This window comes from Pseudomonas fluorescens (genome assembly GCF_001623525.1).
GTDB lineage: Bacteria > Pseudomonadota > Gammaproteobacteria > Pseudomonadales > Pseudomonadaceae > Aquipseudomonas > Aquipseudomonas fluorescens_Q.
Map to the genome: position 1 here is coordinate 5978887 of NZ_CP015225.1, position 22181 is coordinate 6001067.

The 22181-nt window shown below is 61.3% G+C and carries 15 protein-coding genes, 1 tRNA gene and 3 pseudogenes; 8 read left to right on the top strand and 11 right to left on the bottom strand.

All coding sequences use genetic code 11. The features are described from left to right. Positions 1-73: 73 nt before the first annotated feature. The 3 genes from mksF to mksB are packed head-to-tail and all read right to left on the bottom strand — an operon-like array spanning position 74 to position 4882. On the bottom strand, positions 74-2914 hold the full coding sequence (gene mksF, locus TK06_RS25890; protein WP_063324363.1) for an Mks condensin complex protein MksF: 2841 nt from the start codon (positions 2912-2914) through the stop codon (positions 74-76). After that, complete coding sequence (gene mksE / locus TK06_RS25895) at positions 2911-3612, bottom strand: Mks condensin complex protein MksE (protein WP_063324364.1); 702 nt, start codon at positions 3610-3612, stop codon at positions 2911-2913. The genes mksF and mksE overlap by 4 nt, the downstream gene beginning before the upstream one ends. Then, positions 3602-4882 (bottom strand): Mks condensin complex protein MksB, encoded by a 1281-nt coding sequence (gene mksB / locus TK06_RS25900; RefSeq protein WP_063325220.1) that lies wholly within the window; start codon positions 4880-4882, stop codon positions 3602-3604. Before mksB ends, mksE begins: the two co-directional genes overlap by 11 nt. A gap of 181 nt (positions 4883-5063) precedes the next feature. On the opposite strand from mksB, the gene TK06_RS25905 reads away from it, so the two are divergent. Together TK06_RS25905 and rimI are read left to right on the top strand one after the other, a co-directional pair. Beyond that, complete coding sequence (locus TK06_RS25905) at positions 5064-5843, top strand: hypothetical protein (RefSeq protein WP_063324365.1); 780 nt, start codon at positions 5064-5066, stop codon at positions 5841-5843. Then, complete coding sequence (gene rimI, locus TK06_RS25910) at positions 5836-6288, top strand: ribosomal protein S18-alanine N-acetyltransferase (protein WP_047229376.1); 453 nt, start codon at positions 5836-5838, stop codon at positions 6286-6288. Before TK06_RS25905 ends, rimI begins: the two co-directional genes overlap by 8 nt. A gap of 51 nt (positions 6289-6339) precedes the next feature. On the opposite strand, the gene TK06_RS25915 is transcribed toward rimI, so the two are convergent. Next, on the bottom strand, positions 6340-6744 hold the full coding sequence (locus TK06_RS25915) for a hypothetical protein (RefSeq protein ID WP_063324366.1): 405 nt from the start codon (positions 6742-6744) through the stop codon (positions 6340-6342). A gap of 132 nt (positions 6745-6876) precedes the next feature. On the opposite strand from TK06_RS25915, the gene can reads away from it, so the two are divergent. Then, a complete protein-coding gene (gene can / locus TK06_RS25920; protein WP_058546018.1) occupies positions 6877-7521 on the top strand; it encodes a carbonate dehydratase in 645 nt (214 codons plus the stop codon). A gap of 10 nt (positions 7522-7531) precedes the next feature. Here can and TK06_RS25925 read toward each other — a convergent pair whose 3' ends face one another. The 3 genes from TK06_RS25925 to TK06_RS25935 all read right to left on the bottom strand — a co-directional run bounded on the left by TK06_RS25925 (position 7532) and on the right by TK06_RS25935 (position 10930). Then, positions 7532-8059 (bottom strand): hypothetical protein, encoded by a 528-nt coding sequence (locus TK06_RS25925; protein WP_063324367.1) that lies wholly within the window; start codon positions 8057-8059, stop codon positions 7532-7534. Between the two features lie 179 nt (positions 8060-8238). Then, complete coding sequence (locus TK06_RS25930) at positions 8239-9399, bottom strand: hypothetical protein (protein WP_063324368.1); 1161 nt, start codon at positions 9397-9399, stop codon at positions 8239-8241. 112 nt (positions 9400-9511) lie between these two features. After that, positions 9512-10930: a short-chain fatty acid transporter gene (locus tag TK06_RS25935; protein WP_063325221.1), complete on the bottom strand. Its 1419-nt coding sequence runs from the start codon at positions 10928-10930 to the stop codon at positions 9512-9514. Between the two features lie 307 nt (positions 10931-11237). On the opposite strand from TK06_RS25935, the pseudogene TK06_RS33615 reads away from it, so the two are divergent. The 4 genes and pseudogenes from TK06_RS33615 to TK06_RS25950 form a co-directional block, all read left to right on the top strand. Then, positions 11238-11924 (top strand): annotated as a pseudogene (locus tag TK06_RS33615) (PAS domain-containing protein); the annotation flags it as partial. A 108-nt stretch (positions 11925-12032) separates the two neighbouring features. Next, positions 12033-12464: pseudogene (locus TK06_RS33620) on the top strand (methyl-accepting chemotaxis protein); the annotation flags it as partial. A gap of 95 nt (positions 12465-12559) precedes the next feature. Continuing rightward, entirely contained in the window at positions 12560-13114 is a 555-nt protein-coding gene (locus TK06_RS25945) for a DUF2975 domain-containing protein (RefSeq protein ID WP_063324370.1), read from the top strand. 7 nt (positions 13115-13121) lie between these two features. Further along, positions 13122-13355 carry a helix-turn-helix domain-containing protein gene (locus tag TK06_RS25950; protein ID WP_063324371.1) on the top strand — a complete coding sequence of 78 codons (234 nt, stop codon included), beginning with the start codon at positions 13122-13124 and terminating at the stop codon, positions 13353-13355. Here TK06_RS25950 and ggt read toward each other — a convergent pair. From ggt to TK06_RS25965, 3 genes and pseudogenes are all read right to left on the bottom strand, one after another. Next, a pseudogene (gene ggt / locus TK06_RS25955) lies at positions 13337-15192 on the bottom strand (gamma-glutamyltransferase). The gene TK06_RS25950 and the pseudogene ggt sit on opposite strands and share 19 nt — an antisense overlap. A 279-nt stretch (positions 15193-15471) precedes the next feature. Further along, positions 15472-15548 (bottom strand) — tRNA-Met (locus tag TK06_RS25960). Positions 15549-15651: 103 nt separating this feature from the next. After that, positions 15652-17709: a methyl-accepting chemotaxis protein gene (locus TK06_RS25965; RefSeq protein ID WP_063324372.1), complete on the bottom strand. Its 2058-nt coding sequence runs from the start codon at positions 17707-17709 to the stop codon at positions 15652-15654. Positions 17710-18041: 332 nt separating this feature from the next. Between TK06_RS25965 and TK06_RS25970 the strand changes: the two genes are divergently transcribed. Continuing rightward, entirely contained in the window at positions 18042-19259 is a 1218-nt protein-coding gene (locus TK06_RS25970; RefSeq protein WP_063324373.1) for an MFS transporter, read from the top strand. 170 nt (positions 19260-19429) lie between these two features. On the opposite strand, the gene TK06_RS25975 is transcribed toward TK06_RS25970, so the two are convergent. Then, positions 19430-21730, bottom strand: a complete 2301-nt coding sequence (locus tag TK06_RS25975) for a calcium up-regulated protein (protein ID WP_063324374.1) — start codon at positions 21728-21730, stop codon at positions 19430-19432. Between the last annotated feature and the right edge of the window lie 451 nt (positions 21731-22181).

Below are 22181 nucleotides of genomic sequence, written 5' to 3' on the forward strand. Positions count from 1 at the left end.
GCAGATTATGTATTAACCATGAAAAAGGCCGCGATCCATTAGATCGCGGCCTTTTTCATGCCCGTGTCTCACATCACACCGGATCCAGCTCCGGCTCGTCGGCCTGGACATTCACCGTGGCCTTCACCGCATCGTGACGACGGATGTATTTCCAATCCGCTTCGTCTATGTAGATGCCGTTCGGCCCGCTGCCGCCTTCCAAGTCGATGGCGACACTGGCGCAGACTTGCGGCTTCACACTGGCGAGGATCGGCACGAAGCCCAGTTGCAGGCTGGTTTCCAGCAATGCGGCCTGGTTCTTCTCGTCGATGTCCGCCGCTTCGTCCAGGTAGTACGGCAGGCGCACGCGGCCGGCCTGTTCGCGGTCCATCAGGTGCAGCAACAAGTACATGTTGGTCAGCGCCTTGATGGTCATGGTGGTGCCGTTGGACGCCGCGCCGTCGATATCGGTGTGGATCACGGGCTGACCGTTGACCTTGGTGATCTCGAACGCGAGTTCGAACAGGTCCTTGAGGCCGAGCTGGTTGTGGTTCGCCGCCACCAGCCGCGCCAGGTACTCCTTGGCTTCTTCGTTCTTGTTGTCCTGCTCGGCGCTCTGGCTGAGGTCGAACACCGACAGCGTCTCGCCTTCTTCGTACTGGCCGGCGCTGTGGATGATCTGGTCGATGTGCTTGAGCGCTTCCTTGTTCGGCGCCAGGACGATGCGGAAGCTCTGCAGGTTGGACACCTGGCGCTTGTTGATCTCGCGGTTGAACAGCGCCAGTTGATGCTCGAGGCTGTCGTAGTCGCTGCGGATGTTGCGCAAGGTCCGGGCGATGTCGGTCACGGCCGCGCGGCGCGCCTTGCCCAGGGTCAGGGCCTCGTCGGTGCGGTGGGCATAGGCGTTGATCAGCAGTTGCAGGCGGCGTTCCATGTCGTCTTCGCTGTCGAACTTGGCCACGCCCTTGAGGCGCACCTGGGCATACAGCGCTTCGATCTGGCCGTCGACCCGCAGCAGCCCTTGCCAGCTGTCCTGGTAGTCATTGAGCAGCGGCAGCAGGTTGTCCATGGAATCGTCGACCGGGTCCATGAACGGCGTGCCGAACGGCAGGTCCGCCGGCAGCAGTTGGCGGCGGCGCAGGGCGTCGTCGAGGGTGCGTTGCTTGGCTTCCATGTCGGCGATCTGCCGGCCCACCAACTGCAACTTGGCGGACAACTGCTGGACGCGCTCGGTGAAGGCATCGCTGGAGCGCTTGAGTTCGTCCTGGGCGGCTTCCATTTGCGCCAGCTGTTCGAGCTTCTCGCCTTCCTCGGCGCTCAAGGTCTGGGTACGGCGGAAGTCTTCCAAGGCCTTTTGCGCATCCAGGACCTGCTGGTACAGCGCTTCGGTCTGGGTCTTGCTCGCGGCGCGGTCGGCGGCCACGGCTTGCTGGGTCTTGAGCTGTTTGAGTTCTTTTTCCAGGCGTTCTTTCTGGTCCCGCAGCGCGGCTCGGTCGGCCAGGGCTTGCAGGGCAGGTGGCTCGATGTGGGACAGGTCGATGGACAGGCCCGGCACTTCAAAACGCTCGCCCTTGAAGCCGTCGAGGATCAGCTCCATGGATTTGACCCACTCGCCGTTCTCGTCCAGCGCGATGCCGTGTTCGCCCAATGGCAGGCTGAACAAGGCGCTGTTGAACAGACGCATCAGGCGTTCGACGTCCTGCTGCGAGAACTCTTCCCGCAGGCGGGCGTAGCTGTTGTTGTCGGCGTGATCGAGTTGCTGCTTGACCGACTTCAGGCGTTTTTCCAGATCCCGCAGACGCTCTTCCAGGTCTTCGGCGCTAAATTGCCGGGACTGGGCCAGGGCGCCGGCCAGTTCGTCGTGGGCGTCCTTGGCGGCGAGCAGTTGCTGCTCCAGGACCTTGACGTCATCCACCAGGGCAAACCGATGCTTGAGCACCGACAGCTCGCCGAGCCAGCGCTGGATGCCGCTGATTTCCCGCTCCAGGCGCATCAGCTCCTGAGTGCCGCCGCGCTGGTCGTTCTGCAGCGAATCCTGTTCGTTGCGGTAGTGTTCGGCCTGGATGGTCAGCTCTTCCTTGCGCGCACTGGCGTAGTCCGACCAGGTGCCCAGCAACGAATCGAGCAGTGGCGAGAGGCGATGCAATTTGCCGCGCAGGATATCGCGCTGCTTCACGCCATTGGCCAAGGCTTCCACCAGCGGACCGGCCGCCACCAGGGAGTTGTAGTCCTGCTCCATGCGGCGTACGTCGCGGAAGGCTTCTTCGCACGCGGCGATGTAGTCCACGCTACCGGAGCGCAGGCTGTGCTCGAACGCGTCGAGGAACAGTTGCTTGAGCTTGGCTGCGGTGATTTCGCGCATGTGCAGCAGGTTGATGAACAGCGCGCGGAAGGTCTTGAGGCTTTGCTCGCTGGTGGAACGCAGCGGGATCAGCGTCAGGTCCAGCGGGATCGAGGTGTGACCACCCACCAGCAGGCGTCGCAGCTCATCCGGCTTGAGTTCGTAGGCTTTCAGGCCTTCGCGCTCCAGGTTGGTGAACAACTCTTTCTGACGCAGACAGGTGTCATTTTTCTGATAGTGGGCCAAGTCCAGCTTGCCAGCGTAGGCAAAGAACTGGTGACCGAAACCGCCGCCAGGGCCGCGACCGACCACGCCAATCACGTGCGGGCCATGGGGCAGGGCGACTTCCACCAGGATGTAGCTGGTGTCCGAGGCAAAGTAGAAACGTCGGGACTGTTCCAGGCTGTACTTGCCGAAGCTCATGTCCGACATGCGCGCCAGGATCGGGAACTGCAAGGCGTTGATCGAGGCGGATTTACCGAGGTTGTTCGCGCCATAGACCGACAGCGGCTCTTCCAGCGGGAACAAACCGAGGCTGTAGCCGGCGGTATTCAAAAGGGCAAAGCGGCGGATGCCGTAGCGTTCCTTGCTCATGCGTCGGTCTCCTGTTCTTCGGCAATGGCACGGGCCAGTGCGTCTTCTTCGCTTTCACCTTCGAATTCGCTGAGGTCCAGCGGATCATCGGTCTGTAGCAGTTTCTCGTCGCTGTCTTCGTCGATCAGCACCGGCGCGGGCAGCGGCAGCACACTGTGCAGGCTGGCGGCCAGGTCGCGGTCCTGCTGGACCGACAGGCACACGTCGAGGAAGCGATGCATCGGCGGCAGGAAGCGGTACACGCCGTTGTCTTCGCTGGCGAAACCCAGTTGGGTCATGCGCCGCATGATTTTTTCTTCCAGCTCTTCCTGGGTCTGTACTTCGGCCTGGATGAACAGGTCGCGGTATTTTTCCAGCAGCGAAGGCAGCTCATCGCGGCCCAGGCTGCCGCCGTCGAGCACGGCAATCGGGTCGCGGCCCTGGTCGGCCAGGTGCTCGACCAGGATGAAGGTGAACAGGGCCAGGCGCTGGGCGGTCTTGTTCACCGCCGCGGCGGCCAGGTCCGGGACGAAGTAGTAGAAGCCACGGGTGTCGCACACCAGCTCGAAGCCCAGGGCCTTGAACAGGGTGCGGTACTGGTCCTGGAAGTTCGACAGTTGGGCGTACAGCTCCGGGTCGCGGCGGCTGACGTGGTAACCCTTGAACAGTTCGCGGAAGATCGGCGCCAGCTGGGACAGTTCGGATAGATCAAGATGCATGGGGGATGCTCGCAGAATCCTCGGCGGCGGTGTCGCCGGCCGAGAGCAGGGCGAAGGAGCGCAGGCTGACCTGATGCTCGTGAGTGTGGTAGTCGCGGCGCTCCAGGCGCTCGCGCTTGAAGCGTTTTTCCCGCGACAGGCGCGAGAACCAGTACAGCAATTCGTCGGTGGCGCCGTCCGGTTCCTGTTCCAGCAGCCAGGTCATCAGGTCCGGCATCGGCAGGGCGTCTTCGCAACGCTCGACCATCTCGCGCACGGTGCGTGGTGCGCGCGGCGCCTCGCCGCCCTTGTGGGTCTTGTGGGACTTGGGGAAACGCGCCGGTTTCGGTTCGAAGCGGGCCAGGGCATAGACGTAGGCTTCGACCTGGCTGGCGCTGCCCAGGAAGGTGCTTTGCGGCCGGGTGAACAGCGGCATGGCGGCCTGCGGCACGGCATCGATGCCTTTGCGCCGAATGGCGGCCAGGGCCAACGCAGCGCCACGGGTCACCGCGTTATGGCGGCGAGCCTCTTCGCGCAGTGGCAGGAGCAGTTCACGGGCATGGCGCAGGGTCAACTGGGCGCTGGTCTGCATTTCAAGGATGCGCGCGTGGGTGCGCAGCAGCATGTCGTCGTCCACCAGGTGGCCGAGGCGCTGCTGTTCGGTGAGCATGCGCAACAGCACGTTCTCGACCTTGCGCACGCCTTGCTCGAACGCACCGTCGGCGTTCACCAGTTGGATCATCGGTTCGACGTATTCGTCCCAGGTCGCCAGCACTTCGGCATAACGCTGACGCAGCGGGATCTGCCGGTCGCTGGTCTTGGCCCGCTCGGCCACGGCCACCAGGGCCTGTTCGTCGTTGGCGAGTTTCTTGAGCACGTCGCGCACGCGCATGTCCAGCAGGCGCAGTTGGCGGGCCAGGTCGTTGCCGTCGCGAATGTCGAAGGCATCCTGGATATAGCCGGCCAGGCGCTCGAGGTGGCGCAGGTAGGCTTCGATCTCCAGGCACAGGCCCAGGCGGTGTTCGCGGCGCAGGTAGGCGAGGAAGTCATGGATCTGGGCGTTGAGCTCGAAGCGGTTCGGGCTCTTCGCCACCGGTACGAGAATGTCCAGGCGGATCCACACATCCAGCAGGCTGGTGATGTCCTGGGGCGTGCTGTCCAGTTGTTGGGCGGCCAGCTGTGAACGCAATTCGTTGAGGCTCAGGGTGCCCTGGTCGAAGTGCTCGCACAAAGGTTCCAGCAATGCCCAGTGTTCAGCGAGGGCGCGCAAGACGCGCTTGGGTTCGATCATCGCAATGGCCGTCGGGTTGGCAATTAAAAGCGGCGATTGTACTGCATCGAGCCGGTTGCGATTCACCCCTTGGACGGACTGTCGTTCGCTATCGATCAACTATTGGCTCAACAGGGAAGCGATCCGCCTCGAAGGGCGGTAGAATCCCTCCCACTTTCAGTTATCCACAAGTGGCCGACCCTTGCTTATCGAGTCCCGTCGCCGCGCCTATCTGACCGCCATGCAGGTGGTCAACTGGCTGCCGCGTACCGAATTGCCGTTCGCCGCCCCGTCGCGGCCCGAGCTGTTGGAAGCGCCCGAACCGGTAGAGAGCGTGCCGGTCGTGACGGCGCCTGTGGCCAAGACCGTGGCCGAGCCGGTGGCTGCGGTGGCGGAGCGGCCGAAAATCGAGGTGCCACGCCCGAGCCTGGCCTCGACCCGTACCAACGCCAAGCCGGTGGAGGAGGTTGTCGAGGCGCCGCCCAAGGCCCCCTACGTCGTCCCGCCGCGTTTCGCCCTGCAACTGCTGCGGGCCGGGCGTTGCCTGCTGTTGGTGGAGTTGCCGACGGGTGAGCCGTTCCAAAGCCGCGATCCAGCCTACTTGCTGCTCAAGGACATGCTGCGCGCCGCCGGTCTGCCGGACAGCCCGCAGATCATTGGCGAGCCGGTGCGCTGGCCGCTGTTGTCGCGCGGCACCATGGACCAGGGGCCCGAAGCGGCGCGGGATTTTGTCCAGGGGTTCGTTTCGGCGCGGCTCGAAGACGAGCCCTGCGTGTGCCTGTGGCTGATCGGCCTGCCAGCGGTGAAGTTTGCCGGCGAGGCGGATGCCGAGGCGTTCAATCGTGAACTGCAGGTCGAAGGCCTGGGCTCGGCCTGGGCGTTGCCCGGGTTGGAACTGTTAATGGAAACGCCACAGCGCAAGGCTGATGTCTGGCAAGCCATGCGCCGGCTGATGGCGCGCTGGAAAGAATCGAATGAGTGACGCTGTATCGTTCCGCCCGATGACCGAGGCGGACCTCGACGCTGTGCTGAAAATCGAATATGCAGCCTACAGCCACCCGTGGACCCGCGGGATCTTTCTCGACGGGCTGGGCAAATACCAGATCTGGCTGATGTTCGAAGGCCAGCAGCAAGTGGGCCATGGCGTGGTGCAGATCATCCTGGATGAGGCGCACCTGCTCAATATCACCGTCAAACCGGAAAACCAGGGCCGTGGCCTGGGTTTGCGCCTGTTGGAGCACTTGATGTCGATTGCCTACAAGGCTGAGGCCCGAGAGTGCTTCCTGGAAGTGCGAGACAGCAACCGCACGGCGTTCCGGCTGTATGAGCGCTATGGCTTTAATGAAGTGGGCCGGCGCCGGGATTACTACCCGGCGGTGGGCGGGCGCGAAGACGCGGTGGTCATGGCCTGCACGTTGGTGGACTGAAGCACCGCGACCCCTGCGGGAGCGAGCTTGCTCGTGATGGCGAGTGCCGGGTCAACGCTTGCCATCCAGTGGATCGATATCGGCCATTTCCGCTTCGTCCAGCCCGTCGCCCCCGCCAATATCATTTTCATCCACCACGCTCAGGTCCCAGTCCGCCCGCTCGTCGGCTTCGGTTTCGTGGGTGTCCCGGGCGCCGTCTTCGCGAATGAGCGTTTCCGGGCTCATGTCGTCGTCGGTCGGTTGGTGATCGTCCGTCGAAGCCCCCGTCAGGCCGGCCTCACGAACGCGCTCACGCGGCATCAGTTGCTCGCGCTCGTTGTCCGGCAGTTCATCGCCGATTTTCGCGCTGGGTTCTTCTTCGTCGAATTCCAGTTCATGCATCGAGCCCATGCGATCTTCATTGTCGTCGATGGGTTCCGGTTGCACCGCATCGAAAGGGCGTCGTGAATCATTCATGGCAATTCCTCATACTGTGGGCCTTACTGGGTGGACCCGCAGCCGTGCCGGGAATTCCAACGGCATCATCGAAGTGACCTCGACAGGCGGTCGACTGTCAAAGTTGCGCACTATTCTCGAGGGCTAGACAGCATGAACGAATTACAAGATCTGATTGATAACAACGCGCGTTGGGCCGATGCGATCAAGCAGGAAGATCCTGACTTCTTCTCCAAGCTGGCTCGTCAGCAAACCCCGGAATACCTGTGGATCGGCTGTTCCGATGCGCGGGTGCCGGCCAACGAGATCGTTGGCATGCTGCCGGGCGATCTGTTCGTACACCGCAATGTGGCCAACGTAGTGTTGCACACGGACCTCAACTGTCTGTCGGTGATCCAGTACGCGGTGGACGTGCTCAAGGTCAAACACATCCTGGTCACCGGCCATTACGGCTGTGGCGGTGTGCGTGCCTCGATGCAGGACCGGCAACTGGGCCTGATCGACGGCTGGCTGCGCTCGATTCGCGACCTGTACTACGAGCATCGCGAGGCGTTGGGCCAATTGCCGACCGAGGAGGAACGTGTCGACCGCTTGTGCGAGCTGAACGTGATCCAGCAGGTGGCCAACGTCGGCCATACCAGCATCGTGCAGAACGCCTGGCACCGCGGGCAGAAACTGTCGATCCATGGCTGCATCTACGGCATCAAGGACGGACGCTGGAAGAGCCTGGACACCACGATCAGTGGTTTCGAACAGTTGCCGCCGCAGTATCGGCTACGGCCGGTCGGCGCGCCCTGAGTCCGGTTCGTCAGTCGCGGTGACATTGACGGCGCCAGTGCCGTAGAAACTTCATTCCCTGTTCATTGGGCGGTTCGTCATAGCCGGTAATCCAGCCATGACAGTTGTACGAACCGCACCGGCAGGCGAACTGGCGGTACAGTTTCTGTTCGGTACTGGCGTAGTCCATCGTCAGGCAGTCGCCTTCATCGATACGGCCCAGTGACCACAGCCACAATTCGCTCATGTCGAGGAATACATTCGGGTTGCAGGAGTGCCGCAGCAATCCGGCGAAGCGTGGGTCATACATGTGCACGTCCGGCAGGATCTGCAACGTGTGCAGGCGCCGTCGGCTCACCAACAACCCCGAAACCCTGCACATCCTCGTCATGGGAGCGAATGGTTTACGGGCGATGATGCCGTTGCCGCGACCGTCGGTCGTGTGATGCACTTCGAAGTCGTGCACCGATGGGTAGCCCAGGCGGGTGCTGAGTTGTTTTTCCGGGTAGATGCAATCCCGGTGCTGTGAACAGGCGCTATCTGTGATGAACGTAGTCATGACAGTCCTTGTCGGTGCTAAACACTCGACTTGCTGGCGCTGGCGATCCTGCCGGCGGTCGTTGAAAAAACCTTGATAGCTTCGCCCAAGTCGGGGGCGTCATCTACTGTCGACTCTGACAGGTGCCAAAGGCGCTTTCCCGCGTCAGCGCCAGCCTACGCGGGAAGACGCCTCAAGGTTTAGACCGCCTCGGCTGGCAGCGGCATGGGTACCTTCAGTTGTGGAAGTTGCGACTTGATCGCCGGTGTTTCGCATTTTTTCGCTGCGTCTTCCTCGCTCAGTTTCCGAACCGAGGTGTAGAACAACTCGCAGGTTTTCTCCTTCTGCGTGACCTGCCAGGTCTGCGTGCACTGGTTCAGCAGGGTGTTCGGGTCGGTGCCCGGCTTGCTGCCCATGCCGGCCTGCCAGCATGCAGCACTCAGGTCCTGGCCCATGACTTTCAGGCCGGCGGCATCAGCCTTGGCTTCGTCGCCGTCGTAGTTGTCCTTGTCGGCGGCGTACCAGATGTAGCTCGGATGGTTGGAGCCCAGGACCGGAACCTTGACCCCGCTACCGGTTGTGATGGTCGCCAGGCTGAGCACATTCACGGTCTGGCCGTACTGAGTCTTGATCCAGTTCCGAACGGGCGCTCCGAAGGCGACCATCGGCAATGCGGCGCCGCTGGCGGTTTGGGTGACCTGTGTGACCATGGTGGTTTGGTAATCGTTGAAGTAGCTATAAAGCCCCTCCAATGTGCTGCCAGCATTGGACGGCGCTGCGATGGGCGCAATGTCGATGATGGTCTGGTAGGCCGGCGTCTGTTCAACCGCAATGCCGTTGACGGTCAGCAGTGTGGCCCAACGATCGGTGGTCGCCGACTCCAGGTAGTCCTGGGCCTGGGTCAGGGAGTAATCCGGCGGGAAGTGCAGCAACTCGACACTCTTGCGGTTTTCCAGGGCCATGCCCAGCGGCAGGAACAGGTACCAGTTATAGGACCATTTCTTGTCGCTGTTGAGTTTGGATGCGCCGTTGTACGCCAGGTCCCCGGCGTCAAGCAGGGCCTTGAGCGGTTGGCCGTAGCTCTTCGGTACGCCACTGATGCTGGCATAGACCTTGTCATTATCGATTTTGACGTGGACCTTGGCCGTGCCGTAGCCGTCGCGCTGCACGCTTTGGGTCAGGTAGTGCTCGACGGTCTGCTCCAGGGTCCAGTCGCGAAAGCAGATGACATTGCAGTTGTTGGGGTAGGCGAAGAGCCGAGTGACGCGTTCGGTGCTGCCCAGTTGTACGTCAATGTCGGTGGCGTGGGCGGCGGCACTGAAGGCCAGGGCGGCAAAAGAAAGTACGGCGAGTTTGGACATGCTCAGATCCTTTTCAGCGTGTGGGCCCCTCAAAACAGGGCGCATCCATACTGAAACAGACCGGGCCGAAGAAGAAGTGGGCCGATGGAAATTTCGGCCCTTTTTTATGGCTTTATGGCATCACTGGCGGCAAATAACTCAATGTCGTCCCCAGCGCCCATAGCAGCACCAGCACCAACGGCGTATGCACCAGCAACTGCACGAAGGAAAAACCGATCAGGTCCCTGGCCTTCAGCCCCAAGACCCCGAGCAACGGCAGCATGTAGAAGGGGTTGATAAGGTTCGGCAGCGCTTCGGCGGCGTTATAGATCTGCACCGCCCAGCCCAGGTGATAGTTCAGGTCGTTGGCCACCTGCATGACGTAAGGCGCTTCAATGATCCACTTGCCGCCGCCAGAAGGAATGAAAAAGCCTAGTACCGCCGAATAGACACCCATCAACAGGGCGTAGGTGTCATGGGAGGCGATTTGTACGAAAAAGGTCGAGATGTGGTGGGCCAGGGTCTGGGCATCGCTGCCTTTGACCGTGGTCAGCAACGCGGCGATCGAGCCGTACAACGGAAACTGGATCAACACGCCGGTGGTCGTCGGCACTGCACGGGCCACGGCGTCGAGAAAGCTGCGCGGCCGCCAGTGCAGCAAGGCGCCCAGCATGATGAACAGGAAGTTATAGGTGTTGAGCCCGGAAATGGCACTGATCGCAGGCTTGCTCGAAAACTCGTGGAACAGCCAGCCGGCCGCCAGCAGCACCAGGGCGATGATCAACAGTGGACTGTGTTCCAGCCATTCCCCTGGGCGGGTACGGGGCTGCAGCGCCGGCATGCTGAAACTGGGGTCGATACCACAAGCGGCAGCGTCACGGGCACTGTTCGGCCCGGGAGCGGTGGCGTAGGCGACGATCAGGGAAATCACGATCAGCGCCAGCAACATGACCCCGGACTGCCAGAGAAAAATGGTCTGGGTAAAGGGAATGACGCCAGTAATCGACAGGATCGAAGGCGGGAGGCTGGCCGGGTTGGCCTGCAATTGCGCTGCCGAAGAAGACAAGCCCAGGGCCCACACTGCGCCCAGGCCCAGGTAAGCAGCGGCCCCGGCGGCGCGATAGTCCATTTTCAAGTCGGTGCGCCGGGCGAGGGCGCGCACCAGCAAGCCGCCAAACACCAACGACAGGCCCCAGTTGAGCAACGACGCGACCATGGAGATCAGCGCCACCCAGGCCACGGCGGAGCGACCGTTGGTCGGAAGTCGTGCCAGGCGGTCAATCAATTTGACGGCCGGTGGCGAACTGGCGACCACGTATCCGCCGATCACCACGAAGGCCATTTGCATGGTGAACGGGATCAGGCTCCAGAAGCCGTCGCCGAACGCCATGGCAGCCGCCGTGGGCGTGGCGCCGATAAATTGTGTCGCCACGGCGACCACCAGCACCGCCAGCGCGGCGAAGACCCAGGAGTCGGGAAACCAGCGTTCGGCGAAACTGGAACAGCGCAAGGCGAAGCGGGCGGAACGGCTGTCTTCGATGTCGGTGGTCACGGCAATTACCTCGTTTTTATGGTTATGGGTATTGATGGCGGCAAAGGCTTCAAGGGTCAGGCGCAACAGTAGAACAATCCAGTGACCATGGGAGGCTTATCGGGTTCGAGGGTGTCCTGGAATATTTTCATTGGTGGCTCCAGGCGCTCTTTAGAAAAAAATCGCCGGGCCGATGGCAAGGGAACAGCATTTAATTTTCCTGCTGTCGGAGCTGCCCATGTTTAACAACCGCCTGAAGCAGGAGCTGCTGGCTCTTCGCCAAGAACTGTCCAGCCTTGTGCAAGTCAAGGAAAGCCTGGATCGTGAAATGCTTGGCCTCACCCTGGACGCCGATGGACGGATTCAATCGGTCAATCAGAATTTTCTCGACGAGATGCGCTACAAGAGCCAGGACTTGATTGGCCGGGCTGTGGATGAGCTGGTCCCTGGGTATTTGAAAACCAATGAGTTCCAGGTTCGCTTCAAGTCGGCGTTGACCCGTGGCGAGCACTTTTCCGGCGCCGTGCGCCTGCTGCGAGGCAATGGCCAGGAAGCCTGGCTGCGTTCGATCCTCCAGCCCGTACAAGGGGCTGACGGGCGGGTTCGCTTTTTTTCGATGTACTCCAATGACCTGACCCGCACCATCGAGGCGTCCCGCGAGCATGAAAACCTCATTGGCGCGTTGGTGCGTTCAACGGCGGTGATCGAATTCGATCTGGGCGGTCACGTACTGACGGCCAATGATCGTTTCCTCAACGCCATGGGTTACAGCCTTGCGCAAATCAAGGGCAAGCATCACCGCATGTTTTGTGAACCTGAGGAATACAACAGCGCGGCCTACGAGCAGTTCTGGAAGCGCCTGAACAGTGGTGAATTTGTGGCCGGCCGCTTCAAGCGTATCGACAGCAGTGGTCGTGAGGTCTGGCTGGAAGCCTCCTACAACCCGGTGCTCGATGCCAATGAGCGGCTTTACAAAGTGGTCAAGTTCGCCACCAACATCACCGACCAAGTCAACCAGGAAAAAGCCGTCGCCGAGGCGGCCAACATCGCCTACAGCACCTCGTTGCAGACTGACAACAGCGCCCAGCGCGGCACGACGGTGGTAACCCAGGCCGTGGACGTGATGCGCGACCTGGCCCGGCACATGCAAACCGCTGGCGAAGGCATCGAGGCGCTGAATGAGCAATCCCTGGTGATTGGTACCATCGTCAAGACCATCAGTGGTATCGCCGAACAAACCAACCTGCTGGCGCTCAACGCTGCAATCGAAGCGGCCCGGGCCGGCGAGCAAGGTCGCGGCTTTGCGGTGGTGGCCGATGAAGTGCGACAACTGGCATCGCGTACCAGCCAGGCGACCGATGAAATCGTTGGCGTGGTCCGTCAGAACCAGGACATGGCCCGCAACGCCGTGGCCCTGATGACTGACGGCCAGCACCAGGCCGAACACGGCCTGGCCTTGGCAGCCGAGGCGGGAACGGTGATCGTCGAGATCCAGGACGGGGCGAAGAAAGTGGTCGATGCGGTGAGCCAGTTTGCCAATCAGCTATCGACCTAAGCTTCGATTATTATTGTTTTTTACATATTAATTATTGTTTTGCGATAATTTCATGGCTATGTTCTGGGCTCCTCTTATTCTGTTGGAGCCTCAACATGCGTACGAATCGTCTTGCCCTGTACAGCCAGCGCATGGCTGCCATAACGCTTTTCTTCATCGTCGCGATGATGGCCGTCAATGCCGCGGCCTGGCTCTTTCCTGATGTTGCATCACGATACGGCCTGGGATTTGCCCTGACCGAACGACAGCTGTCGAGTTTGTCCGAAGAGGCGCTGCACTTGACCGGCTGGCAATCGCTAGGCGGCATTTTGCTGTCGAGTATTCCTTTGTTGGCGTTGGCGGCTGGCCTGGCCAACTTGCGGCAGTTGTTCAAGCGGTATGCCCATGGCCAGTATTTTTCCAGCGAAGCGGCTGTCTATCTGGGTAAGGTCGGGCGCGCGGTTGCGCTATGGGTGCTGTTGGATTTCCTGTGCGAGCCGTTTCTCAGCCTGCTGATGACAATCCATGCGCCGGTTGGCCAACGATTGTTGACCCTCAGTATTACCGCCCCCTCCTTTGTGGCTTTGTTTCTTGCGGCCTGTATTGCGATCATTGCCCGGATCCTGTCCCAAGCCAGTGAAGTCGACTCAGAAAACCGAACTTTCGTTTGAGAACCCCATGCCTATCGTGATTCAACTCGATGTAATGCTGGCGACACGCAAGGTCAAATCCAAGGACCTCGCCGCCGCCATAGGCATTACCGAAGCCAACCTTTCCTTGCTCAAGCAAGGAAAGGTCAAGGGTATACGCCTGGCGACCCTCGAAGCCATTTGCAGTTATCTGCAATGTCAGCCCGCCGATCTGCTGGTCTATCAGCCCCAGAGCGAGGTTGATCAATCCCCCAGCGCTTGACCCTCACGCCGTGGATCCGCCCCGCCAGCCAGTGTGGTTTTCCCTTGCGCATCGCGCACCCGGACAATCGCCTGGGTGCCACTGGTCATGTCAATTTCGCTCACCTCATGGCCTTTGTCTTTCAGCGCCTGGATCAGCGCCGGGCTGAATTGGCCCCGCTCCAGTTCGGTAGGGCCGTTGCGGCTGCCGAAGTTGGGAAGGTTGATGGCGGTTTGCGGGTCGAGGTCCCAATCCAACAGGCCAATCATTGACTTGGCGACGTATTCGATGATCTGAGAGCCACCGGGGGGAGCCGACAGCGGCCACCAATTCCCCCCGATGATCGAAGATCAGCGTCGGTGCCATGGACGAGCGTGGGCGCTTGCCCGGTTCGACGCGGTTGGCGACTTTTTGCCCATTCTCTTCGGGGATGAACGAGAAATCGGTCATCTGGTTGTTGAGCATGAAGCCCTGGACCATCAAGTGTGAGCCGAACGCCGATTCCACGGTCGTGGTCATGGACACGGCGCCACCCTGGTCATCCACGGCCACCACTTGCGAGGTGGAAATACGCAGGGGGGAACGGTCCGGGGCGTAGGCCACCTGGATACCCGGTGGTGTGCCGGGCTTGGCGACGCCCATGCTACGAGGGCCGATCAGGCTGGCGCGGCTGGCCAGGTACCCGGCATCGACCAAGCCGCTGAGCGGCACGGCGACAAAATTGGGGTCGGCAATGTATTGGGCGCGGTCGGCATAGGCCAGCCGCTCGGCTTCGGCGATCAGGTGCACCGCTTCGGGGATGGGTTCAATGCCGGCGGGCTTGTCGGTCTTGACGGGTTTCAAAGGTGCGAGGGCTGCGTGGCTGTCGCGCTGTTCCAGGGCCTGCAACGTCCCGAGGATCTGCGCCACGGCAACCCCGCCCGAAGACGGTGGTGGCATGCCGCAGACTTGCCAGCGCTTGTAGTCGGTGCACAACGGTGCTCGTTCCCGCGCGGTGTAGCCCTGGAGGTCGTTCAGCGAAAGGCTGCCGGGGTTGGCGTGGCCTTGCACCTTGGCGACGATCTCCTCGGCGATCGGGCCTTTGTACAACGCGTCGGGACCTTCGTTGGCGATGCGCTTGAGCACGCCGGCCAATGCTGGATTTTTCAGCACGGTGCCAACCGCCTTCGGGCTGCCATCGGCATTGAGAAAGTAAGCGGCCATGTCTGGCGAACCCGGCAGGGAGGCGTCGGCGGCGATCAGCGAGTGCAGTCTGGGCGAGATCGCGAAGCCCTGTTCCGACAGCGTGATGGCCGGCTCGAACAGCGTCGCCCATTTGAGGCGGCCATGTTTGCGATGGGCCAATTCCAGCCCGCGCAACACCCCCCGGTGTACCCACGGAACGACCGCCGATCTGCGCCGCCGTAAAGGGCATGGGTTTGCCGTCGGGTTGCAGGAAAAGTCTTTCGGTGGCGCCAGCCGGTGCCGTTTCGCGCCCGTCATAAGTGCTCACAGCCTTGCCGTCCCACAACACAATGAATGCACCACCGCCGATGCCGGAGGATTGTGGTTCCACCAGGGTCAGCACGGCCTGCATCGCAATGGCCGCGTCGATAGCCGAGCCTCCGCGTCGCAACATCTCCCGCCCGGCCTCGGCCGCCAACGGGTTGGCCGCGGCCGCCATGTGCTTGTCGGCGTAGCGGGTCTGCAGATCGGTACGGAAGCCGGAGACGACCTCTGGTGGAGCGGGCAATGCCGGTGTCGCTGTGGAGGAGGGTGGCGCCTTACAGGCCGCGAGTGTTAGAGCGACAGCCAGCAGCGAAACGGCTGACAGGCGATGGAGGTTCGGTTTCAGATCTGTAAGCACGTGTCGCTCCATCCGTGGACTTGGGGGTATAGGGATCGACTGTAGCGATGCGAGGCGTGGGGCGCAAATCAACACGAGGCTGGTCGCCTTGATTTCCGGCTTGCCTGGCTGCACCGTGGTGAGGGAGCTTACTCCCGCTGGGCTGCGCAGCAGCCCTTTTTTTTGTGAGCGCTGCGCACTCAAGCGGGAGCAAGCTCCCTCGCCACGGTGGAGCGAACAAATCCGAGAGCGCAGGCGTTTTCTTGAGGCATAAAAAAACGGCCTATCTTTCGATAGGCCGTTTTTAGTACTTGGTGGCTACACAGGGACTTGAACCCCGGACCCCAGCATTATGAATGCTATGCTCTAACCAACTGAGCTATGTAGCCAAGTGGCGCGCATTATTCGCCGGTAACGAAGATGTGTCAAGCGTAAATCTGAAATATTTCTCTGCGCTTTCAACCGCTTAACAATCCTCGCTGCAAATCGCTATCAACCGAGCTGAAATCTCCCTGTGTTGGCACTCAGGGCCCGGCTTCCCTGGCTCAGGGTATCCGCCGCCAGGTTCACGGCCCTTGCGCCTTCAAGCAAACGCATTGCTGCCTGGTCGACCTGCTGGATATTGCCGCTGACCTCGTCGGCGGTGCTGGCTTGCTCATCCACGGCGGTGGCGATTTGCGCCAGGGTATCGGTGACGCTTTGCACCGCGCTGGCAATTTCTCCCAGCCGTTCGCCAAGACCGGTGACGGCTTGGGCGTCGGTCTGGGCCTGGCCGCAGGCGGCTTCCATCAGGCTGACGGCTTCGTTGACCGTGGCGCGCAGGCTGTCGACGGTGGCGGCAATCTGTTGTGTGGAGGATTGGGTGCGTTGCGACAGGCTGCGCACCTCGTCGGCCACCACCGCGAAACCACGGCCCTGTTCCCCGGCGCGAGCGGCTTCGATGGCGGCATTGAGGGCCAAAAGGTTGGTCTGCTCGGCCACGCCACGAATGGTATCGACCACCAGTTGGATCTGTTGCCCCTGTTCGCTGACCCGTCCCAGTGCGGCGGCGGTTTCGTTGAGGCGCTGGTTGAGCTGCTGGATGCTGGCCGTGGTGCGTTGGCTGTCGTGGCTGCTGTCGGTGGCGATGCGGCGGGTCTGCTGCGCGCTATCGGAGGCCTGTTCACAACTCTTTGCCACGCCCTGGGAGGTGGCGGCCAGTTGTGTCGCGGCGGCAGCGATCTGGCTGATCTGCATCTGCTGGGCCTCGACTTCGCCAAGGGCGCCGCTGGAATGGGTATTGAGGGTGCGTACAGCGTTGCTCAACTGCAACGTTTCGTGGTCGACCCCCAGCAGGCTGTTGCGCAATTGCACCACGGCGACGTTGAGAGCGGTGCTGATGGCCGCCAGTTCATCGCGCCCTTGCACCGGCACTTGCAGGCTGAGATTGCCGTCGCGCAGGGCTTCGGCCAGCAGGGTAATGCCGCTGGCGCTGCGCCGGATCGACGCTTGCAGGCAAACAAAAAGATACAGCGCCGCCAGCAGCAGGCAGCCCAGTACCGTCGCCACCAGGGTGAACTGGCGAATCGCCGAACCGTGGTAGTGGTCCAGCCGCGTATCCAGTGCCACCAGTGACTGTTGCCGCAGGGTCGCCAGGTCGGCGAGGAGGGCGTCCATGTGTTTTTCGAAGTCTTCGGGCTTGAGATTGATGGAACCGCCGAACACGCCGTCATCCAACACTTTCAGGCCAGCATCCAAGTGCTTGAGGCTGCCCTGGTATTGTCCGGCCCAGGTTTGCAGATCGCTGGGCAGGCGGGTTTCCAGCAGCGCTCCGGTCTTGACCAACTGGTCCCGGGCGTCGCCGATACGGCTGCGCAGGTCCCGCAGTTGCAGGCGACTCTGCAACGTGAACTGGCCTGATACCACGGAGGCTTGTCCAACGCTGGCCAGGCGACCGACCCGTTCGATCAGGTCCGGCGTCTGTTGGGTGGAAATCTGTGTCAGCAAATACGTTTCCAGCCAGGAGGCGAGGGTCAGGCGGTTGTCCATGACCATCTGTTCGCGCAAGGCTTGCAGGGCGCTGAGGGCGGCGGTGAAGCGGTCGTAGCCATCCGGCCACCAGCCCACGCTGCCCAGGCTTTTCGAATCCAGACCGTTGAGGCTGGTTTGCAGGGCTTGATAGCGGGCGAGGGTATCGGCTTCGGCGCCTTCGGTTTGCAGGGCGTTGCCCAGGTCACTGGCGGCCTGGGTAAGGGCCGGTTGCACTGCGTCATACGCTGCCATGGCGGCCAGCGTCGCGGGTGTCGGCTGCCGATTGGTTTCGGTGGCACGCCAGCGGGCTGCGCGGTTGCGCTGCGCGGTGAGCAGGTTGTCCAGGTTATCCAGGGCCAGCAATTGGCGCACCCCGGCGCGTTCCCCGGAAATCAGGCTGAGTTTGTCGCGATAGTCCTGGCCGATAAGCCATAGGCTGCCCATGAGCGGCAGGATAAAAAGCAGGAACAGCAATTGGAATTTGCGGGCGAAGCCGAAATGCCCCAACAACCTGATTCCAGGTGATAAAAAAGCCTGCATGCCCATACTCCCCTGAACACCCTTGCACTATTTTTGTGCGTTTTCTACACAAGTGTCGAAACAGGTGCTCTTTTAAAAGGCCTCGAAAGTTTGTCCAAATCGGCTCGGTAGGCCAGCTCTGTAGCGAAACTTCCCATTCTCGGTCTCCTTTGTAAGGAGCCGTGTTGTAGACCGTTAACAAGGCAAGATTCAGACCATGGCGTTGGGCTATCACCTTGGATTTCGACAATTTTTCGAGGTCGATAGCTAGCTAAGGGGATAGCCTGGCCGCACCGAAAAATGGCACATTGACGCACTTGCCCGTGTGCACCCTCTGTCGTATGGAAACTCCCATGGTTATCAGCAATACCCAGGCCGAGACCCCACTCGTTGCCACCACTGCGCAAAGCAGCCCGTTGGTCATGCGGATCATCGGCGCCGTGGCGCTGGCGCATCTGATCAACGACTTGATCCAGGCCGTGCTGCCCTCGATTTATCCAATGCTCAAGGACAGCTATGGCCTGACGTTCACTCAGGTTGGCTTGATCACGCTGACGTTCCAGTTGACCGCCTCTTTGTTGCAGCCTTGGGTCGGCTATCACACTGACCGGCACCCCAAGCCCTGGCTGCTGCCGGCCGGGACGGTGTGCACGTTGATCGGCATTGTGATGATGTCCATGGTCGGCAGTTTTGCCTTGATCCTGTTGGCGGCGGGATTGATCGGCATTGGCTCGTCGACCTTTCACCCGGAAGCGTCGCGGGTGGCGCGATTGGCCTCGGGCGGCCGTTATGGGCTGGCGCAATCGACGTTCCAGGTGGGCGGTAACGCCGGCTCAGCGTTCGGCCCGCTGCTGGCGGCGGCGATCATCATTCCCTATGGGCAAGGTAATGTGGCCTGGTTCGGCTTGTTCGCCCTGTTAGCGCTGTTCGTGCTGTACCGCATCAGCCGCTGGTACGCCAACCACCTGAACTTGTTCAAGCTCAAGCAAGGCCAAGCGGCCACGCATGGCTTATCCAAAGGCCGGGTCTTGAGTGCGCTGGTGGTATTGGGGCTGTTGGTGTTTTCCAAGTATTTCTACATGGCCAGTTTCACCAGCTACTTCACGTTCTACCTGATCGAGAAGTTCGACTTGTCGGTGGCCTCTTCGCAATTGCACCTGTTCCTGTTCCTCGGGGCAGTGGCGGCGGGGACGTTCTTCGGCGGACCGATTGGCGACAGGATCGGGCGCAAGGCGGTGATCTGGTTCTCGATCCTCGGCGTGGCACCGTTCACCCTGATCCTGCCTCACGTTGACCTGTTGTGGACCAGCATCCTCAGTGTGGTCATCGGCTTCATCCTGGCCTCGGCGTTCTCGGCCATCGTGGTGTATGCCCAGGAGCTGGTGCCGGGCAATGTCGGGATGATCGCCGGCGTGTTCTTCGGGCTGATGTTCGGTTTCGGCGGGATTGGCGCCGCGCTGCTGGGGCATCTGGCGGACATCCGTGGCATCGAGTATGTGTACTGGTTGTGCTCGTTCCTGCCGCTGTTCGGGGTGTTGGCGATTTTCTTGCCGAGGACTCGAAAGGCTTGAGGCGCGAAGGTCCATGTAGCTGAGCCGACGCCAACGCGAGCTTGCTCGCGAAGGCGTCGGCACATCCAACATCATTGCAAACCGACCCAGCGCCTTCGGCGCAAGCCCGCCTGTCAACGCGGCTTTTTCTTCGAGCGCAATTCCCGCTCCTCATGCCTGCGATTCACCCCTCAAGGACGGTAGATACTGGCCTGGATGGCGCCGGGGTATTGCTTGTACCCGCCCGAGTTGCACAGTGGAGTCGACAGTTGATAATCGCCCGCCGTCGTGGCGTTGGCGGTGCGCACATTCCCGGCCGCGAACCCAGAGTAATCCTGAAAGGCATCGAACGAGGCGATTGGCTCGTCGAAGTAGTTGCCACGGGAAGGGTCGAAGATCGAGAGCGTGATCGCTACGCCACCAGGATATGCAGCTTCGGCCTCGATCAACACCGTCTCGTAGGGATACAGGGTTTGTGGGGACGGCCCGGCGGAGGTGGGGGACGGATTGAACACCGTGGCCACCAGCGTGTTCGGGCTCAGGTTGGTAAGTGCGATTACCAGGTAATTGGCGGCGTTGCCGCTGTAGGTGTAGGGCCGCGTCAGGGCGAACGCCCAACCGTTCCTGTTGTTAAAGAAGTCGTCCTTCGAGCCGCCGTTGTCCCAGACCTGGGTGAGCGCGATTTCTTGTGGATAGATTGACCAATCCGTCGAATCGGCGATCCAGTATTTGAAGTAGGTCCCGTCGATCGCGGGTGTGATGTACTGCGCATAGGCGGGCACACCGTCGATGGGGTTGTTATTGACGTCCAGGTATTGGTAGATCTGGTATTTGGCCGGCAGCAGCATCTGCATCACCGACAGCACGTAACCTTGCTTGGCGGCTTTCACCATATTTCCAGTTTCACCGGAGTTCCAGAACAACCCGTCGGGCGCAGTGGAAGCGATCAGCGTATAGGTGATCTTCAGCTTGGCCCAGTCGGTCAGGATCGTGGATTCCATGGTGCCGAAAGTGTCCAGCAACCCTTCGAAGGTAGTGCTCAATTGTCCCCACAGGTCGGCATAGGCTACCTGGAACAGGCTGGGAGAAACACTCGAACTCTGGGCCGCGACCGCCACATTGATGCCGCTCTGGAGAACGTTGGCCGCGACGGCGAAATAATTGATCTCGCCTTCCATCGTTTCAGCCGAGAGCACGGTGTAGATGACGCCCGAGAGCACCGCCAGGATGATGCCGCCGATATTGGTCGAGTCACCGTCCTCGAAGCTAGCATCCAGGCCCAGTTCGGAGAGCAACGCTCCCTGGTCTTCGAACAACAGGGTGTGGAAACTGGTGTAGCAGGCGAACAGGCTGTTGACGGCGCTCGCCGCGCTGAGCTCCAACTTCAACTGGTCCACTACGGGTTGCCAGACTTGCGGTGGGAACGCGCTGTAGTCCAGGCCGAGCATGTCTTGCCGGTAATTGTCCAGGGTGCTGGCGCCGTTGGTGTACTGCTCGCGCAGGATCAAATGGCGCTGATTGTTCATGGCCGCCAGTTTGTTGTTGATCCAGTCATAGACAGCCTGTTGGTCAGGCGTAAAGGCCGGGAAGGCCGGGTCGGACGCCGGCAAGGCCATGATGCTGTCCAGGGGCGTGGTAGGCATGAAGTACCATTGGCTCGAGGTGTCGGTGTCTTGCATCTGAACCGAGCCCCCCGTGATATCGACACTCAGATACTGATTCGAGGCGCTGTTCTGGATGGTCGTGGGACCGAGTCCCGTTCCCCACAGCCAGGTCTGCTCGACCGGGACGGGTACGCTCTGTGTGGTGTTGATTGGCGTACTGCTGCCGGCATCCTGACCCAGCACCAACCCGGCGAGCAGGCCGCTGAGCAGCCGTCCATCGGCGGTGACTTGCCAGATCTGGTTTGGCGAACCGGCCATGAAGGGGCTCAGCGTCACGCCGTCGGAACTGGCGGTGAGCACAAAGGGCACACCTTTCTCGGGCGCGATGAGGCGGCTTTGTACATTGACCCAGCGAGTCGGCGGCCAAACCTGATAGTGATTGCTGCTCGACGCCCAGCAGGCTTGGTTGAGGGTGTTGTACAGCACGAGGTTGCCGTCGGTCTGGACGAGCAGTTCCTGTGGGTCGATGCCGTTGGTGTAGGGTGACCATGCCACGTTGCCGTCGCTGGTACCCAGGACCAGGTTGCCATCGGTCTGGACATCGAAGTAGGCACCGTTGTTGGTGCCTGTGGCCCAGATCGCGCTACCGGTGAACGAGCTGTTGGCCGCCACGGGACCTGTGACGACCTGGTACAGCACCAGGTTGCCGTCAGGCTGCAGCAGCAACACGTAACCGTTGTCGGCCGCTGCCGCCCACTGGCCGGGCAGCATCCGCGTGTTGGGTGGAATGTTGCCGTTGTCAGCCTGGACCGGATCGCCGAGCGGGACCGTGAGGAAGGCGCTGGGGTTGGTGGATGTTGCCAGCGTTATATCGCTCAGGTTGTTCATGTGGATCTCCTTTTCACGACATTGGGTGGACGCCTTGCGGTTGTTTTCACACGTGAGCGCGCGCAGTGCATGGGTACGGCTGCGCTCCCAAGAGTCCGGCGCGCCGGTGCCTGCTACGCCGATGCATTGATCGGGAAGTCTTTTCAAGTGTCGGGTTGCGAAGTCCCGGAGCGAATCAATCGTTCCCGGACTTGAGGTGGCCGAGGGAATGCTCAGCCAGGGAGGTGCCGTTCAATGTCGCCAGTGGCTGGCAGCACTGCACAAATGGTGGGGGCGGGTCTCTTCGTATATCCGTGGTTTGCGAGACGGTGCATGAGAATCTCCCTATCTATGCGGAAGAAGGCGTTCGAGCGTTGTGCCTTGCTGGGCGCGCATGGAGTGTAGCCCGGCGCCCATATCTTGCCTGAGCCCTCCCTTTTGCGCGGTGGTGGCCAGTGCCGTGCAAGGAGTG